Annotated in this window: 14 protein-coding genes and 2 pseudogenes; 7 read left to right on the top strand and 9 right to left on the bottom strand. The window is 64.1% G+C overall.

The window, feature by feature from the left end; all coding sequences use genetic code 11:
- The first annotated feature begins 53 nt into the window (after nucleotides 1-53).
- Together EWH21_RS06965 and EWH21_RS06960 are read left to right on the top strand one after the other, a co-directional pair.
- Nucleotides 54-419 (top strand): cupin domain-containing protein, encoded by a 366-nt coding sequence (locus EWH21_RS06965; RefSeq protein WP_210390585.1) that lies wholly within the window; start codon nucleotides 54-56, stop codon nucleotides 417-419.
- A 56-nt stretch (nucleotides 420-475) separates the two neighbouring features.
- Entirely contained in the window at nucleotides 476-1,135 is a 660-nt protein-coding gene (locus tag EWH21_RS06960) for a helix-turn-helix transcriptional regulator (protein WP_277700141.1), read from the top strand.
- Nucleotides 1,136-1,286: 151 nt separating this feature from the next.
- Here the strand turns inward: EWH21_RS06960 and EWH21_RS06955 are convergent, their stop codons facing one another.
- The 3 genes and pseudogenes from EWH21_RS06955 to EWH21_RS23990 form a co-directional block, all read right to left on the bottom strand.
- Nucleotides 1,287-1,889, bottom strand: a complete 603-nt coding sequence (locus tag EWH21_RS06955; RefSeq protein WP_347177586.1) for a helix-turn-helix domain-containing protein — start codon at nucleotides 1,887-1,889, stop codon at nucleotides 1,287-1,289.
- 49 nt (nucleotides 1,890-1,938) lie between these two features.
- On the bottom strand, nucleotides 1,939-2,937 hold the full coding sequence (locus tag EWH21_RS23995; protein ID WP_347177591.1) for a transporter substrate-binding domain-containing protein: 999 nt from the start codon (nucleotides 2,935-2,937) through the stop codon (nucleotides 1,939-1,941).
- A 30-nt stretch (nucleotides 2,938-2,967) separates the two neighbouring features.
- A pseudogene (locus EWH21_RS23990) lies at nucleotides 2,968-3,315 on the bottom strand (methyl-accepting chemotaxis protein); the annotation flags it as partial.
- A gap of 629 nt (nucleotides 3,316-3,944) precedes the next feature.
- Between EWH21_RS23990 and EWH21_RS06945 the strand changes: the two are divergent.
- From EWH21_RS06945 to EWH21_RS06935, 3 genes are read left to right on the top strand one after another with little or no spacing between them, the layout of a single operon-like run.
- Nucleotides 3,945-4,763: a molybdenum cofactor biosynthesis F family protein gene (locus tag EWH21_RS06945; protein ID WP_277700139.1), complete on the top strand. Its 819-nt coding sequence runs from the start codon at nucleotides 3,945-3,947 to the stop codon at nucleotides 4,761-4,763.
- Complete coding sequence (locus EWH21_RS06940) at nucleotides 4,756-5,544, top strand: SDR family oxidoreductase (protein ID WP_277700138.1); 789 nt, start codon at nucleotides 4,756-4,758, stop codon at nucleotides 5,542-5,544. Before EWH21_RS06945 ends, EWH21_RS06940 begins: the two co-directional genes overlap by 8 nt.
- Nucleotides 5,544-6,314 (top strand): SDR family oxidoreductase, encoded by a 771-nt coding sequence (locus EWH21_RS06935; RefSeq protein ID WP_277700137.1) that lies wholly within the window; start codon nucleotides 5,544-5,546, stop codon nucleotides 6,312-6,314. Before EWH21_RS06940 ends, EWH21_RS06935 begins: the two co-directional genes overlap by 1 nt.
- A 157-nt stretch (nucleotides 6,315-6,471) precedes the next feature.
- On the opposite strand, the gene feaR is transcribed toward EWH21_RS06935, so the two are convergent.
- The 3 genes from feaR to EWH21_RS06920 all read right to left on the bottom strand — a co-directional run bounded on the left by feaR (nucleotide 6,472) and on the right by EWH21_RS06920 (nucleotide 9,791).
- The gene (gene feaR / locus EWH21_RS06930) at nucleotides 6,472-7,410 is read right to left on the bottom strand and encodes a transcriptional regulator FeaR (protein ID WP_277700136.1); all 939 of its coding nucleotides are present in this window, start codon (nucleotides 7,408-7,410) and stop codon (nucleotides 6,472-6,474) included.
- Between the two features lie 313 nt (nucleotides 7,411-7,723).
- Nucleotides 7,724-8,311 carry a DUF3156 family protein gene (locus tag EWH21_RS06925; RefSeq protein ID WP_277700135.1) on the bottom strand — a complete coding sequence of 196 codons (588 nt, stop codon included), beginning with the start codon at nucleotides 8,309-8,311 and terminating at the stop codon, nucleotides 7,724-7,726.
- On the bottom strand, nucleotides 8,292-9,791 hold the full coding sequence (locus EWH21_RS06920; RefSeq protein WP_277700134.1) for an APC family permease: 1,500 nt from the start codon (nucleotides 9,789-9,791) through the stop codon (nucleotides 8,292-8,294). The genes EWH21_RS06925 and EWH21_RS06920 overlap by 20 nt, the downstream gene beginning before the upstream one ends.
- A gap of 376 nt (nucleotides 9,792-10,167) precedes the next feature.
- Here EWH21_RS06920 and EWH21_RS06915 point away from each other — a divergent pair, with 376 nt between their 5' ends.
- Both EWH21_RS06915 and EWH21_RS06910 read left to right on the top strand, forming a co-directional pair.
- Nucleotides 10,168-11,496 (top strand): hypothetical protein, encoded by a 1,329-nt coding sequence (locus EWH21_RS06915; protein WP_179553601.1) that lies wholly within the window; start codon nucleotides 10,168-10,170, stop codon nucleotides 11,494-11,496.
- A 351-nt stretch (nucleotides 11,497-11,847) separates the two neighbouring features.
- A complete protein-coding gene (locus tag EWH21_RS06910; RefSeq protein WP_277700133.1) occupies nucleotides 11,848-13,344 on the top strand; it encodes an aldehyde dehydrogenase family protein in 1,497 nt (498 codons plus the stop codon).
- A gap of 553 nt (nucleotides 13,345-13,897) precedes the next feature.
- Here EWH21_RS06910 and EWH21_RS06905 read toward each other — a convergent pair.
- The 3 genes and pseudogenes from EWH21_RS06905 to EWH21_RS06895 form a co-directional block, all read right to left on the bottom strand.
- Nucleotides 13,898-14,176: pseudogene (locus EWH21_RS06905) on the bottom strand (hypothetical protein); the annotation flags it as partial.
- 197 nt (nucleotides 14,177-14,373) lie between these two features.
- Complete coding sequence (locus EWH21_RS06900; RefSeq protein ID WP_134677691.1) at nucleotides 14,374-14,928, bottom strand: YbhB/YbcL family Raf kinase inhibitor-like protein; 555 nt, start codon at nucleotides 14,926-14,928, stop codon at nucleotides 14,374-14,376.
- 60 nt (nucleotides 14,929-14,988) lie between these two features.
- Complete coding sequence (locus EWH21_RS06895; RefSeq protein WP_277700132.1) at nucleotides 14,989-15,900, bottom strand: AraC family transcriptional regulator; 912 nt, start codon at nucleotides 15,898-15,900, stop codon at nucleotides 14,989-14,991.
- Between the last annotated feature and the right edge of the window lie 99 nt (nucleotides 15,901-15,999).

Below are 15,999 nucleotides of genomic sequence, written 5' to 3'. Positions count from 1 at the left end.
ACACCCCGGCGCCAGACGCGGCGCCCTCGCTTACCTCTCAAGGAGTTACTGCCATGTCCCTCACTGCCATCACCAACGGCATCACCCTCGACCAGCTGGACGCCTGGGGCACCGTGGCCGATCTCGGCTCGGAAATCCTCGAAGGCGAGGTCAAGTGCTTCGGCAAGATGACCGCCGGCGCCCCGACCGATCCGGTCAGCGCCGCCTACTTTGGCACCACCAAGGGCAAGTTCCGCATGACCTACCCGTTCAACGAACAGGCCACCGTGGTCACTGGCGAAGTCGTCCTGACCGACGAGTCCACCGGCCAGGCGAGCCGCTTCAAGGCCGGTGATACCTGGTTCGTGACCAAGGGCACACCGGTCCTGTGGGAAATCGTCAGCGACAGTTTCGTCAAGCACTACTACGCCGTCGCCTGATGCACGCGGGCGGCGGCCCTGCCGTCGCCCCACGCCGTTCATTGCCCGAGGCCACGATGAACCCCGTCACCTACCAGAGTCTCGGCCAGCACTGCCTCAGCGCCTTCCAGCATTTCGTCCCGGCCTCCCTGGCCGCCTTCTACCGCATCGATGCCAACCTGCAGGCCTACGACTTTCAACTGCGTGGCATGCAGCCGCCGATGCACGCTGCCTACCTCAATGGCTATCGCGATCTCGACCCGCTCAGCCCCGAGGCCTGCGCAGCATCCGGTCTGCCGGTGATGTCCCTGGAGCAGGGCCTGCGTCGCCAGCCGGTCGCCAGCGGCCAGCTGTACCAGGGTTTTCTCCGGCGCTATGCGGTGATCGACGTGGTCGAGGTGATCGCCCATGTCGATGAACGCCCGGTAATGGGTATCTCGCTGCTGCGCCACGCCGACCAGGGTCCGTTCAGTGCGCATGAACTGCAGGGCCTGCTGCCCTTGCACGGGCTGATGCAAATGGCCGCGCAAGGCCTGCCCGACGCACAGGATCGCCTGCTGCAGCTGACCCCGCGTGAACGGCAGATCGCCCTGCTGCTACGCGACGGCGCCAGCAACAAGGAACTGGCGCGCGGACTCGGGATCGGCCTGCCCACGGTGAAGACCCACTTGCTCAACCTGTTTCGCAAACAGGCGGTGAGCAACCGTACCGAGCTGGTTGCAGCCCTCTTCATCTGACGCAGAAGTACAGACCACAGGGCCACACACCGGCCGCTCGCCCTGCGTAACGCGGCGGGCAGCAGCTGAAACAAGCGCGGCATGACCATCTCGCTCACCGCAACAACGGCCACGTCATTGCAGCGCCTCAACGATGCAGGCCCACAGCGGCTCAGTGTTCGGTGGCCAGAGACATCGAATCGCCCAGCAGACCAAACAGCGCCTCGCTGCGCCGCACGCAGGTATCGGGGCTGGCGTAGAACAGTTCCACATGCAGGCTGTCGATGATGCCCAGGTACGCCTCGGCGTAGCCCGCTACCCGCTCGTCATCACGCCGAGCCCAGGCGTACCGATCCCGCAGCGAGTCGCTGAAGGCCGCGCGAAGCCGCGCCAGATAGGCCTCGTAGCCGGAACCGACGGCGCTGCGCAAGTCCGCAGGCGGCAGGAACGCCGTACGCAACAGAAAACGCAGATGCGCAGAGCGTACGTAGCGACAAGGAAGACGCAGGGCGTATACCTTGCCGACGATCTCGTCACTGCTCGCCTCATCAGCAAAACAGTCGGCGACGTGCTCCAGCTCCTGGGCCAGCGCCAGCTCGAAGACCTGGTGGAACAGCGCATCCTTGCTGGCGAAATGCGCATACAGCGAGGCCTTGCGCATGCCCGCCAGCAGGGCGATCTCGTTGAGCGACGAAGCGTCATAGCCATGCTCGGCAAAATGACCGACGGCCATGGCACAGATGTTCGCGGCGGAGGGGGTCAGTGCTTTCGGCAAAACGGTCTCCAGCAGTCCTTACGCGCTCGCGCTGTGACGAGCGGGAGTGTCACTCTGTACGGGCGGCCAACGCCGCAGCGCCGGGCACGTCTGCTGGCAAACCTGGCAGTGCCCCGGTGAAGACTTCACCTTGCCAGGCCAGCTCGATCTCCCGGTGCCGAGCGCTGCCCTGGAACTGCGCGATGAACGCATCGACCTTGGCCAGCAACGCGGCATTCTCGCTTCGTGCCGCCACGCCGACGCTGTAGCAGCACTGGCGCTCGCCGATGGCGCCGGGCAACAGCTCGATTCGTCCATGCCAGCGGCTTTGCCGGTTGTTCGCCGCCCAGTGGTAGATCGTCCGCTCGACCACGAAGGCATCGACCACCCCCTCGGCCAGGGCATCGTGAATTCGGCTCTGATCGGAGAACACCAGCAGATTGGCCAGTTCGACGCGAGCGCCCGGCTGACGCTGATTGGCCGACCAGCGCACGCCAAGGCGGGCCAGGGTTTCCAGCACCAGCGGGTCGTTGCCACAACCCAGCACACGCCCCTGCAGGTCGGCCAGGCTGCGAATGCCCGTCTCGCCGTAACGCCTGGCCATGATCAGCGGTGCCACGCTGTAGGGCTGGGAAAAGGCTACCCCCTCGAACACCGGCAAGGCCGGCAGCGCACTCCACATCAGATCAGCCGGTGGCTCGCCAAGCCGCTGGCCGAAATCCAGTGCCGACAGACATTGCTCCCAGCTGTGCTCGACGAACTCGACCTCGACACCCAGCCACTGGCCGAAAGCGCGCACATAGTCGGCATCCAGCCCACGCAACGGCTCACCGGGTACGCTACGAAACGACAAGCCGATGAAAGCCGGCTCGATGGCCACGCGAATGCATCCGCGCCGCAGGATCGTCGTCAGTGCATCATGGCCCGGCTCGACGGCGACATGCTGGCTACGCAGCAGCCGTTGCAGGCCGGCATCGCCCTCGTCCAGCGTGGCCGCCTCCTGCCCGAGCCGGGCCGCGCGCTCGGCCAGCTCGGTCAGGCCATCCAGACGCTGCCGCAACTGCGGCACGCTCTCCAGGATCACCCGGTTGGTCTGCTGCAACCCGTCGACATTCTCCGACACGGTGCTGAACAGGCCGTCCATCTGTTCCAGGGACAGATTGAGCTGCTGGGTCAGCATCACGAAGCGCCCCTGGCTGTGCGCAGACACCGCCAGCATGCGCCGCTGCAGATCGCTCAGGTCCATGCGCGCCGTGGCATCCTGGGCACTGAGCAAGGTGCGCTGAGCCAGGCGCCTGACCTCATCGGCGACCACCGCAAAGCCGCGTCCGGCTTCGCCGGCACGAGCCGATTCGATGGCCGCGTTGAGTGCCAGCAGATTGACCTGCTTGGCGATGTCGCCGATATCGTGCAGCACCGCGATCACCTCTTCCGACTTGGCCGTGACCTGTACCGCGACCTCGTCCAGTTGCAGGCGGATATCGCCCTCGGCCTGTTGCAACTGTTCGCTCAAGGCATGCTGCATGGCCACGGCCAGCGACCGGCTGTCGCGCATGTGCTGCGCCGAATCGCTCAGCGCTCGAGCCATCTGCTGGCCACGCCGGTCGATTTCCACACAGGCCTGACGTCCACTCGACAAGCCACTGGCAGTGGCTCGTTGCAAGCTGGTGAGCAGTTGCAGCAGACGTGAACAGAGCCAGGAGCTCAGGACGCGGGTAGCAGTGGGCTGTTCCGGCTCGGGCTGGATGACCAGCGTCATCGGCGACTCTTGCGCTGGCCGGGAAAACCAGTGTTTGAACATGCGTGTGCCACTCCAGAATACGGCGCAAGGCGAACCTGCGACCTGACGGACATTCTCTGGCGACACTCTTACCTGCTGGCCGGCAGGCAGGCATGCACCTGCCTGCCAACGCTCTTGACCTTGTCTGCCGGGAGCGGCGCTTGGCGCTGCCACGAGGCGGTACAGCCTGCGCCATGCCTACGCTCGGAAAACGGCTCAACCATCCGGTTGATACCCGGCTCAGGAGGCGCGGTGCAGCATGCGGACATTCCACTCACCACAACAGGAACATCCCCATGAGTACCTCCGACTGGATTACCGTTGGCGCCCTGGCCGACGGCTTCGCCCCTGACGCCTTCATCCTGCCGCAGCTCGCCGAGCTGGCCGGCCAGCGCTTCAACCTGTTCTTCGAGAATGGCTGGGAAATCGACCACCGCTTCGACGCCGAACAACTGCACTGGGTCGCCGCCGATGGTCACTCCCAGGGCAGCGCTCCCTACCGAGCCACCTCGGTGCGCAATGGCATCTACCTGGTCGACTTCATCAAGCATGAAGGCGGCAAGGACCATTCGATCAGCCTGGTGCTCGACACCCTGAGCCAGTCGTTCACCGCCGTGATCGGCACCCTGCCCAAGGCCGAGGAAGCCCGCGAAGGCCTGTATGAGCGCGCCCTGGCCGGCAAGTCCCTGACCGGCGTGCAAGCCAGCTTCCATCACGGCAGCCTGGACAAACCCTGGCAACCCGGCAGTTGCCCACACGCAGCAAGCCGCGAACTGATCGGTCTGCGCAACCGCTATCGCTACAGCCCGACCGAGGTCTACGAGCACATCTACCTCAACGACGACTACTACAGCTGGCAGTGCCTGAAGGGCGTCGAGAAGGGCCTGTGCGACACCGACCGCTGCCATTACTACAAGATCGCCGACGCGCTGTATCTGTTCGTCTGGCGCGAAAAGATCGTGCCGACCCTGGGCCTGGTGATGATCGACCTGAAGAACCACCGCAGCGACGGCAAGATCTTCGGCTACGCCGGCGACCGCTTCGACGCGCTGTCCAACTTCCCGGTGTCCTCGTACTGCGACCTGCTCAATCGCACGGAGTACGGCGATGACTAGGACTGTCGTCATCACCGGCGCCGGCACAGGAATCGGCGAGGCCTGCGCCCGCCGCCTGGCGGCCGAGGGCGCCAACCTGGTGCTGATCGGCCGGCGCGCCGAACCGCTGCAACGGGTGGCCGCCGCAACCGGCGGTCTGGTACTGGTTGGCGATGCTGCCGACAGCAGCACCTGGGATGGCTTCATCGCCACTATCCGCGCTCGCTTAGCAGGGATCGACGCCCTGCTGTGCTGCGCCGGCGGCCATGGCCTGGGCAGCGCCAGCGAGACCAGCGACGCGAGTTGGCAGTCGGCACTGCGCAGCAACCTCGACAGCGCCTTCCACAGCGCCCGCGCCTGCCTGCCGCTGTTGCTCGAGCGGCGCGGCAGCATCGTCCTGCTGGGCTCCATCGCCTCACTCGCCGCCGGCCCCGAGGTGTGCGGCTACACCACCGCCAAGCATGCGCTGCTCGGTCTCAATCGCTCGCTGGCGCGGGACTATGGCCCACAGGGCGTGCGGGTCAACTGCATCTGCCCGGGCTGGGTACGCACACCGATGGCCGACGAGGAAATGCAGGCGTTGATGCAGCACTACGGCGACGATCTCGACGCAGCCTACGCCCGTGTCACTGCCGACGTGCCGCTGCGGCGCGCCGCCAGCGCCGAGGAGATCGCCAACGTCTGCCGTTTCCTGATCGGCGACGAGGCTTCGATCATCACCGGCGCGACCATCGTCGCCGATGGCGGCTCGAGCGTGGTCGACGTACCGACGCTGGCCTACGCCCACCTGGGAGGTGCCTGATGGCCACGGTCTTCGACTACAGCGGGCAGACCGTGCTGGTCACTGGCGGCGCCCAGGGTATCGGCCGCGGCATCGTCGAAGCGTTCGCCGCCAGCGGTGCCCAGGTACTGATCGCCGACCTGCGTCTGGACACCGCCCAGGCACTGGCCGACGAACTGAACGCACGCGACCTGAGCGCCGAGGCAGTGGGCATCGACCTGGCTGATCGCGAAGCCATCAGCACTCTGCTCGCCAGCCTGCCGCGCCTGGACGTGCTGGTGCACAACGCCGGCTACTTTCCGCTGACAGCGTTTGCCGACATCACCCCGCAGGTTCTCGAGCGCACGCTGGCGGTCAACCTCAGCGCACTGTTCTGGCTGAGCCAGGGCGCACTGCCGCTGTTCAGCCGCCAGGGCGGCGGCAACGTGCTGGTGACCTCCTCGGTAACCGGGCCGCGAGTCGCCTATCCGGGGTTGAGCCACTACGCCGCGTCCAAGGCCGGGGTCAATGGCTTCATCCGCAGTGCTGCGCTGGAGCTGGCGCCGCTGGGTGTCCGCGTCAATGGCGTGGAGCCGGGGATGATCCGCACCCCGGCGATGGACAACCTCGGCGACAGCCTGCTCAGTGCGCGCATCGCCGCCAGCGTGCCGCTGGGGCGTCTGGGCGAGCCGCAGGACATTGCCGGCGCCATGCTGTTTCTCGCCTCCGAGCATGCCTGCTATGTCACCGGCCAGACCCTCGTCGTCGACGGCGGCGCCACCCTGCCGGAGACCCTGGCAGCATTGAACTGAAAACCGCAACCGGCAAACAGAAGCCCCTGCACCTCACGGTGACAGGGGCTTTCACTCGATCGAGTCGGTCCCGGCGACAACACGACGCCGTGCAGGCAGCGTCACACACGAAGCGCCACGCTACACATCGACTCGGCTCTCAAACAACGCCGACAGCCTAGGTCAGCGCCATGGCGCGGTAGTCCTTCGGCGACAGCTCGAAGTGCTTCTTGAACGCCCTGCTGAAATGCGCCGAATCGGTGAAGCCCCACTTGTAGGCGATGGAAGTGATCGACTCCCCCTTGAGGAAAGGATTGGACAGGTCATCGGCACTGCGCTTGAGGCGCGAACGCTGAATGTAGCGACAAACGCTGTCGCCCTGCTCCTCGAACAGGCGGTACAGGTGGCGTACCGAGATGTTCAGGCGCGAAGCCAGGCCAACGGGATTGAGGTTGGGCTGGCTCAGCGAATCGTCGATGATCTTCTGCACGTAGCTGCGCAGGTTGTTGCCGTGCAACAGCTCGGCGGAAAGGGGTTTGTCGTGCGTGCTCGACAAGGCGGGCGCCAACAGGGAAATGAACGCCGTCCGCAGCGCCTCGCCTTCGACACCGTCGTCATGCTCGCTCTCCGGCTCACGGCACAGCTGGTCTACCAGCATGTGCAGCATCTTGCCGCTGGAACAGGTCGCACTGACCTTGCCGAACTTGTTGTCCTTGAGCACCCGATCGACCTCGTTGCGCGGCAGCGACAACGATGCATGTTCGATCAGACCGAACGGGGTGATCTCGCAGGAGCCGACCGAGTCCATCAGCAGCAGATCGCCGGGCGCCAGCTGAATGTTCGTACCGTTCTGGGAAATCTGTGAAAAGCCGCTGCGCTGGCTGACCAGGAAGCAACTCTGATCGTTGTCATGATCGGGCTTGATGGAGTGACGGGCGATCAGCCCGGCATTGGTACGTAAGTGAGCCATGGGCAAACCGGCATGGCACTGCAGGGAGATTTCGCCGATGAACAGCGATCGATTGAATGCCATCTGGGTCTCGAACTGACCACAGATCGCCTGCAAGGAGGCCTTCCAGCTTTCAAGGCCCTCTTGGGCCAGGGTTTGGCCATTCATACGCACCTCCACCGATGCTGTCTTGTTTTTGTTGCGCAATAGTTAACATGTTATCTATAGAGGCGCAACCATGAACCACCTTGGCTTTATCAATGCAGATTAGGTGCCAACAATCAGTTCAGGAACATATTCATTTATTCATGCGCACGGATTGCATGAAGCGGCCTGAAAACAACCAATAAACCCGTGCAAGCCGCGAAACAGGGCGATTTCCAGGACGACCAACGCCAAGCACCCAGGCACCGACAGCGCCCTGCTCAGGTCAGCAGGAAAGGCATGCGCCCGTTCGGTGCAGCAGCAGCCAAACAGGCCCTCAGCAGGTGCGCAGCAGGCGCTGCAAGATGATGAACGCATTGATCAGGCAATCACGCTGCTCATCATTGAGACGGATGTAGCGTCGGAAGTTGGGCATCCGGTTGACCACCTCGCTGGCGGCCATATGCTCCAGCCTGACCTGCCAGCCAGCGGCCTGGCGCTCGATCGCCAGCCGCTTGAAATCCAGTGGCATCAGCACCTGACGCAAAGCCTCGTCGCCCAGCAGGCAGCGTTCCAGCGCGGCCAGTTCTGCGGCATCGCCCTGGCGCCGTTTGCACGCCAGCCCGCTACGGGTCAGCGCGCCGCTGTGGCGTAGCTCGACACGCAATACGGCTGCAGCGGGTGCCGGCACATGCAGGACGAAATCAGTCAGCACCAGGTGCATGAGCAACTCGCTTTGCGTGCGCTCGACCACCTCGAACTCCAGCTCGCAGCCGGGAACGCCAAAGCGTCCCCGCGCACCGCCATCCAGCGCCTCGAATGACAGGCCGGCGAGATTGCGCCGCACCTGCTCCAGGGTCGCCCCCGGCCGATAGCCGGAGGGCAGCCGCTGCTTGCCGAACAGCTCAGACAGTCTTGGCAACATGGAAACCCGACTCTACGCCGTGTACACCCGGCTCATGGTTGAACTCTTTTTCCAGAATCTCTTCCACCGGCACCGGGCGGAAGGGATTGACCTTCTGCACCACCAGGGTCCAGAACAGCGCATAGGCTGCAGTGATCCCGAGCATGAGGGCGAAGGGCACATAGACCGCACTCGGTTCGATGCCGGGTGGCGCGATGAACCAGATGCCCAGCAGCATACCGACACTGGAGACGATCTGCGGTAACGGAAAGAACGGCGACTTGTAGGCACGCGGCAGATCCGGACGGCGGATGCGCAGGAGCACCACCGAGAGGGTCACCAGCAGGTATGCCGTGGCCCAGGCGCACACCGCAGCGAGGATCAGCGGCAGCATGCTGTCGGCATTGCCCCCCAGCCACCAGGCGTGCAGGCAGGGAATCGCCGCCACGACGGCGATGCACACCACAGGTGTCTTGAAGCGCGGGTGCAGGTACGCGAAGACCCTCGGCAACGCGCCATCGACCGCCATGCCGTAGAGAATGCGCGGCACCCCGGCCATCAGCGTATTGATGGTGGCCGCGCCGGCGAACAGGAAGCCGATGCCCAGCCAGATCGGACCGATGTCGCCCATCACCTGTTGGGCGAACTGCGGAATCGCCATCGGCGTGTCCAGCAGGTGCACGCCCGCAGCTTCATCGAGCAGGACATTTTCCACCTGACGCTTCATCGCCGCACCGTAGATGAACATGCAGCTCCCCACCCCCAGCAGGCCGACTGCCATGGCCCGCGGCAGGACCCAGGCGGAGCGCTTGAGATCGGGCGCCAGCGGGGTCACGAACTCACAGCCGACGAACATGAACATGGCCATGCCCACCAGCGACAGAATGGTGATCAGGTCGGTGCCCACCAGCGACGCACCGAACAGTCCATCCAGCTCCACCGCCGGTGCTGCGATCAGGCCACCGATGCCGAACACCATCAGGGTGCTCCACATCACGGCGGTGAGTATCACTTCGGCCTTGCTGAACACGCTGATGCCGAAGGCATTGAGAATGCCGAATCCGATCACGAAGACAACGCCCAGCAGCCAGGCACCCCCTGCCGATTCGGCCAGCGTATTGAGGTGCTCGAAGTTCACCAGCGCCATCACCCCGGCCAGGATGGTCTCGGCCGTACCGGCGAAGACATGCACGATAAGGTAAGCCGACAGGGTACCGGTGATGGCGAAGAAACGCCCCATGCCGGCCGAGATATAGTCATACACCGAGCCGGTGGTCGGCATCAGCGACGCCGCCTCGGCAAAGGTGGTCGACTGCGCGAGCATCATCAGCATGGCGATAACCATGGCCATGGCGAAGGCGCTGCCGCCGATGCCAAAACCCATGGTGGCGGTGAGAATGACCGGACTGGCCATGATCAGGCCGACGGTACTGGCCAGCGCGGTCGGGAAACCAACCGTTCCGCGAGCCAGGTGCTCATTGAGCTTAGCGTTGATCGACATCGTGGGAACCTCGAAAGCAGATATTCTGGTTATTAGTCATACCGGCACCCCATCGATGCCGTTCCGCTGGATCGCCGGCACAGCCGTCAACCCCTTCCCTATACACACCCGATACAAGGCCCTCGGGTGGACAGTCGACAACACTTTGCGCCCCCACACGGAGCCAGTCTTGCCCCTGGCTGCCGCCTTTCTTGTTGCTGCCTGACATGCCCTCCCCAGCTGGCTGACGCGATCAAAAGCCCTGGCAGGGACGGACAAGACTTGCCCTCGTCACGAGGTGACTAATAGCCCGTCGCGCCAAAGTCTAGCGCTCGGCGCCTCTCTCGGAGCCTCAGAAGCTCCGGATCACCGACACGAGAAACAGGGGAGCACACCCATGGCACATTCCACCCGTCGTCCACCACTGGCCCAGGCCATCGGTCTGAGCCTGGCGCTGCTGAGCGCCAGCCAGATCAGCTGTGCCTATGAACTCTATGCTGACGACGATACCCACCTGAACGCCGACTTTCTCGCCGTCTATGGCTGGATGAACAGTCGCAAGAACTACGATGGCACGCCAGGTGGTTCGAGCTGGCGCGAAGGCTTCGTCAAGTACGGTTTCAGTGGCGACCAGCGCCTGGGCGACTCGGGCACCCTCTACGGCGCCTTCAACCTGGTCAGCTCCGGCACCTGGGGCGACGGTGATGCAGCCGGCAACACGGATGGCCGCGAGCGCACCACCAAGATCGAAGACGCCTACCTGGGCTGGCGTTCCGGCGACCTGTTCCCGCTACTGGGTAGCGATGGCGTGGATGCCTCTTTCGGCCGCCAGGTGATCACGCTCGGCAGCGGCTTCCTGCTCAACGACGACGGCCCCAACCTGGGCAACGGCCCCGCCGACGGCGCGCTGGACCGTGGCGGGGCCTACTACATCGCCGCCCGTCACGCCTTCGACCGCACCGCCCTGCTGAAACTGGGCGGTCAGGACGGCCTTCACGGCAGCGCCTTCTGGTTGAAATCCGACAACCGCGCCCAGGCGGAAACCTCGCTGGCTGGCGGTACGCTGGACTACAGCGGGAAAGCAGGCACCCTGGGGCTGACCTACATTCATGGCCTGGGTGTGACCGATCAATGGGCCAGCGACTTCCAGCAACAACGCGATGGCATGGACATCTACAGCCTGCGTGGCGAAGGTGATGGCGGCATCGAGAATGCCAGCTTCGCCTTCGAATACGCCTGGCAGGACAAGGATGCCGGTGCCGAGAAGGCCTGGTATGCCGAGGCCGGCTATACCTTCGCCGACATCGCCTGGTCGCCCAAGATCACCTACCGCTACAGCCGTTACTCCGAAGGCTGGGATTCGCTGTTCAACGGTTTCAGCACGGGTTACGGCACCTGGTTCCAGGGCGAAGTGGCCTCCAACTATGCCGGCCCGTTCAACAGCAACACCGGAATCCACCATGTCGGTTTCAAGGTCACGCCGCTGGAGAACCTGACCCTCGGTGCGCTGTACTTCGACTTCAACACCCTGAAGAAAAGCGACGCGCTGAACCTCGACGCCCGCGAGCTGGACCTGTACGCCGAATGGGCGGTCACCGACCACCTGATCATCAGCCCGTTGATCGGCCTGTACCAGCCGAAGAAGGATGAAAGCAACGGTGGCAACCAGGTCGGCGGCAATGGCACCAACGTCTACAGCCAGTTGACCGTGGCCGTTCCGTTCTAAGCCACCCCATGCTCCGCAGAACGCCGCTCGCCCTCGACGCAAGCGGCGTTTCCTGTTTCTTGCGGCCATAAAAAAAACGCCGGCAAATGCGCGGCGGTACAAGCATGCAGTGTGATGAAGATCGCTGCCGCAACTCCCCAACAGCAGCAACGCCACTATTGCGCAGGCCACCCAGCCCAGGCTTGCACCACGCTGCCAAGGCTGTTGCACGCCGCTGCCAACGCGTCTGCGTGCAGGCACAGTCATGCCATTGCGGCAGGCACAGTCAAGTCATTGCCCCAGGCTGTCTTTAAGCTGGAAAGGTGCGCGCCCTTGGCGCTCGTCACTCTAATCCTGCCTCTGGAGCACTGCATGAGCAGCCTGATCGAAACCCTTCCCAGCGTCGCGGCCTTCCTCACCCGTTCGCACGCGTCCTTCATCGACGGTGAACAGCGCCAGCCACTCAACGGCCATCATCGCGACCTCCACAACCCGGCCACAGGCAGCGTGCTGAGCAGCACCCTGCAGGCCGATGCCGGACAGGTCGAGGCCATCGTGCAATCGGCTCATCGCGCCTTCAAATCGGGGGTCTGGACGGGCCTGGCGCCCGCCGAGCGCGAGCGCATCCTGCTACGTTTCGCCGATGTGGTGGAGGCTCATGGCGAGGAACTGGCGCAGCTGGAAACCCTCAACCAGGGCAAGTCGATTCACCTGGCACGCGCCGTCGAAGTCGGCGCCTCGCTCAACTACATGCGCTACATGGCCGGCTGGGCGACCAAGATCGAAGGTCAGACCCTCGACGTCTCCATCCCGGTGCCGGCCGGTGCGCGCTTCAATGCCTACACCCGGCGTGAAGCGGTCGGGGTGATCGCCGGCATCGTGCCCTGGAACTTCCCTCTGATGATCGCCCTGTGGAAGGTCATGCCGGCGCTGGCCTGCGGCAACACCATCATCATCAAGCCAGCTGACGAAACCCCGCTGACTGCACTGCGCCTGGCCGAACTGGCCATCGAAGCCGGCATACCCGCAGGCGTGTTCAACGTCCTGGTGGGCAAGGGTTCGCAAGCCGGTTCCGCGCTGGTTGCGCATCCGCTGGTAAGCAAGGTGTCGTTCACCGGTTCCACCGCCGTCGGCAAGCAGGTCGGCGTCGCCGCGCTGCAAAACATGACGCGTTTCACCCTCGAACTGGGCGGCAAGAACCCCATGCTGGTGCTGGCCGACGCCGACATCGACAAGGCCGTGGCCGGGGCCATCGGTGGTGGCCTGCTCAACCAGGGGCAGGTCTGTGCCGCTGCATCGCGCCTGTACGTGCATGCCAGCCGCTACGCGGATTTCGTCGAAGCGCTGACCGCCCAGGTCGCAGCGCTCAAGGTCGGTGCCGGCATGAACGCCGAGGCGCAGATCAACGCTCTGGTTTCGCGCAAGCAGCAGGACAGCGTACTGAACTACCTCGGCATCGCCCGCCAGGAAGGCGCGCGTTTCACCACCGGTGGCGGACAGCCCGATCTGCCGGGCTACTTCGTGCAACCGACCGTGCTTGCCGACGTGCAGCAGAAGATGACTTCCACACAGGAGGAAATCTTCGGCCCGGTGTTGTCGGTGCTGTCGTTCGACGACATCGACCAGGCCGTCGCCATGGCCAACGACAGCCGCTACGGCCTGACCGCCAGCATCTGGAGCAACGACCTCGGCCGCGTGATGGACCTGATCCCGCGTATCGAGGCCGGTACCCTGTGGGTCAACAACCACGTACCGGTCGACCCCAACATGCCGTTCGGTGGGTACAAGCAATCAGGCATCGGCCGTGAGTTCGGCAAGGCCGCCATCGAAGGCTTCACCGAAAGCAAATCGGTGTGCATCACCTACTGATGCGCACCATGCAGCCCGCCTCGGTCGCGGGCTGCATCCCGGATGTGGACTTGAACCCGGGCACGCACTGCGCCACAACGAATACCGAGGAAGCCTCAGCCTGTTCTGCTGCGCCTCTGGCACCAGGAGAAATCCGCCTGAGCCTGGGCGCTGAGAACAGCGCAAGATCGCGCCCGATCACTCCTCGCGGACAAGACCCTGCTGGTGAGCTACACCATCAATCCGCAGGGCTTCTTCTGAACCACAAACGGCACGCCCACCTGGCCAACATGGCCTGGCTCGCTGCGCGTAGAGAGCAGGCTCAGAGCTTGCCCTCCGAACCGCTGTAGCGGGTGCCCTGAACATTGCCATCCGCATCTGAGAGGCAGGACCAGTGAGCGTCTGCCCCCGGAACCCTGACCATCACCCCGATACCCGCTTCGGCAGTCATGACATCGATGACAGACAACGAGCTCTGGGCCACCCCCGTGGTTTTCGCAACAGCCGCCAGACACGCCTGCTCGGCCTTGCTTGGCTCCTTGCTGGGGACCACGCCAGACGATGCCGAGGCATCCTGACAGACACCATGAACGCCGTGTTTCGCTGTATAGGAAACACTCATGCTCTGATCCGGGTTCTGCATGAGCGAGATGGTGACGCCGTCATGTGAGGCCTCGTAATAGCTGTCGCTGAATTTCTTCAGCTTGGCTTCCTTGCCATTCACATAGACGGGGCCACCTTGATCGGCATGCACCTCGATCGAACCGGGGCAGCTGTAGTTCAACAGAGGAATTCCGGCTTGCGCCATGCTGGAAGCAAGCAGTGCGATACTCGCGACAAGATGAATGTTCATGGGATTGGCGTCGTCCTCGGCAGGGATTGGAGCAATTGAAATCCAGCCTCTCCAAACGCCGGAAATCATTCTCGAGCCAGGCTGGATCCGCCCTCAGGAATCTAGCATGGAATCGATCCCGCCCGACGCCAGCCGGCAAATGGCAAGCTGCGGCAGCGGCCTGACCACTCTGCGCAAACCCGTGTGCAGCCCTTCGCTCAACGTCCGTAAGTGGCCGTCACGCTCGCACTGGCCAGCTTGTTGAAATGCACGAGGAAGCCGATCAGTGCTGGCGAGGCGTTCGCCAATGGCGGCTCCAGCTTTTCCACCTTCAACGCATGCACGGTGAACACATAGCGGTGCGGTTTGTCCCCCTGCGGCGGGCAAGCGCCGCCAAAACCGGCCGAGCCGTAGTCGCTGACGCCCTCTACCGCTCCCTCCGGCAGCGCTTGGCCAGCCTTCTGGCCAACGCCCTCAGGCAGCGACGAGGTGCTTGCCGGCAGGTCATAGAGAACCCAATGCCACCAGCCCGACCCTGTGGGGGCATCCGGGTCGTAAGCGGTAACCACGAAGCTTTTCGTCCCGGCTGGCGCGCCACTCCAGGACAACGCCGGCGAAAGATTGTCACCACTACAGCCGAAGCCGCTGTATACGTGCCGTTCGGACAGGGTTCCCCCATCCGCGAACGACGAACTGGTCAACGTGAAGTCTGCAGCCCTGACCAATGCAGGCAGACAGACGAAAGCAAGAGCGACAGCGATCACAGGGCGCATCGGAGAGATTCCTTGACAGTATTCGACGGCGGCAATGATCCCGCCGCGTAACCTGCCCCGCTACGCCAAACGCTCCAGATGCGCGCCATTCTGCGCCAGGCGTTGGCGCATCACCGAGGGCGCGAATCCCCAGCGCGCCTGGAAGGCCGCGCTGAAGCGGCTGTGCGACTCCCAACCACAATGCAGGGCGATGTCGTTGATGGAGCGCTGGGTACTCTGCAGCAGGACCAGAGCGGTTTCCAGGCGCACCTCGCGGACCAGCCCGGCGAGGGTGAAGCCCGACCCTGCGAGGCGTCGGCGCAGCGTCGAGGCGCTGGTATGGAAAACCTCGGCGAGACGTTCGATTCTCCAGTCCTCCTCAGGCCGCAGAGCGATGAGGCGGCGGATACGCTCCGCCCAGGAAATCTGCTCGACGGGCTTGAGACGCACGCCACGCTCACCCAGAACAAGCAACAGTTCGATCACCCGGTGACGCTGCAGCAAAGGAGAAACCGTCGCCGCCTCCAGGGCCAGCGCAGTGCGCTCGATGACCTCGCTCAGTTCACCGTCAAGGTCCATGGTCCTGGCTGCGGACAGCTCGTCCCGCACCGGCGGCAGGATGGCCGCAACCGCCCTGACAGGCTCGTCGGAAAAGGCCAAGGCCAGCGCCTCGTAACACGACTCGTCAGCGGGATCATTGAGCACGTCCCACTGGGTTCCCCGTGCCAGCACCACCACTTCGTTCTTCGATACGCTGAGGGTCCCGGTCGGTGCGATGAGCGCCTTGCGACCACGGCGCACCAGCACCAGAAGGTCCTCGCGGATCGACAGGGTTCTCACACGATGCCTGGCGCTGCTGGCAATGCGAATGACCTGAGCCGGCGCGGAAGCGATGTCAGTAACGGGAGTGGACACGAGGGACAGTTCCTTTTCGGTTGGTTTCGCCACCATCGGCTTTCGCAGCCGCGCTGTGCCTCGGAAGGCAGTGGTCACATGCACATCACGCAGGACAGGCGTGCGGACCCGGGCTTCGTCTGAAGGGCTGTTCGCGCTGCCAATCTACTGGGTGTGCCGTCGGAAAGCCAAGCCAGG

It is taken from the genome of Pseudomonas sp. REST10, assembly GCF_029542605.1.
Classification (GTDB): Bacteria; Pseudomonadota; Gammaproteobacteria; order Pseudomonadales; family Pseudomonadaceae; genus Aquipseudomonas; species Aquipseudomonas khazarica.
This window is presented reverse-complemented; position numbering and strand designations above follow the sequence as displayed.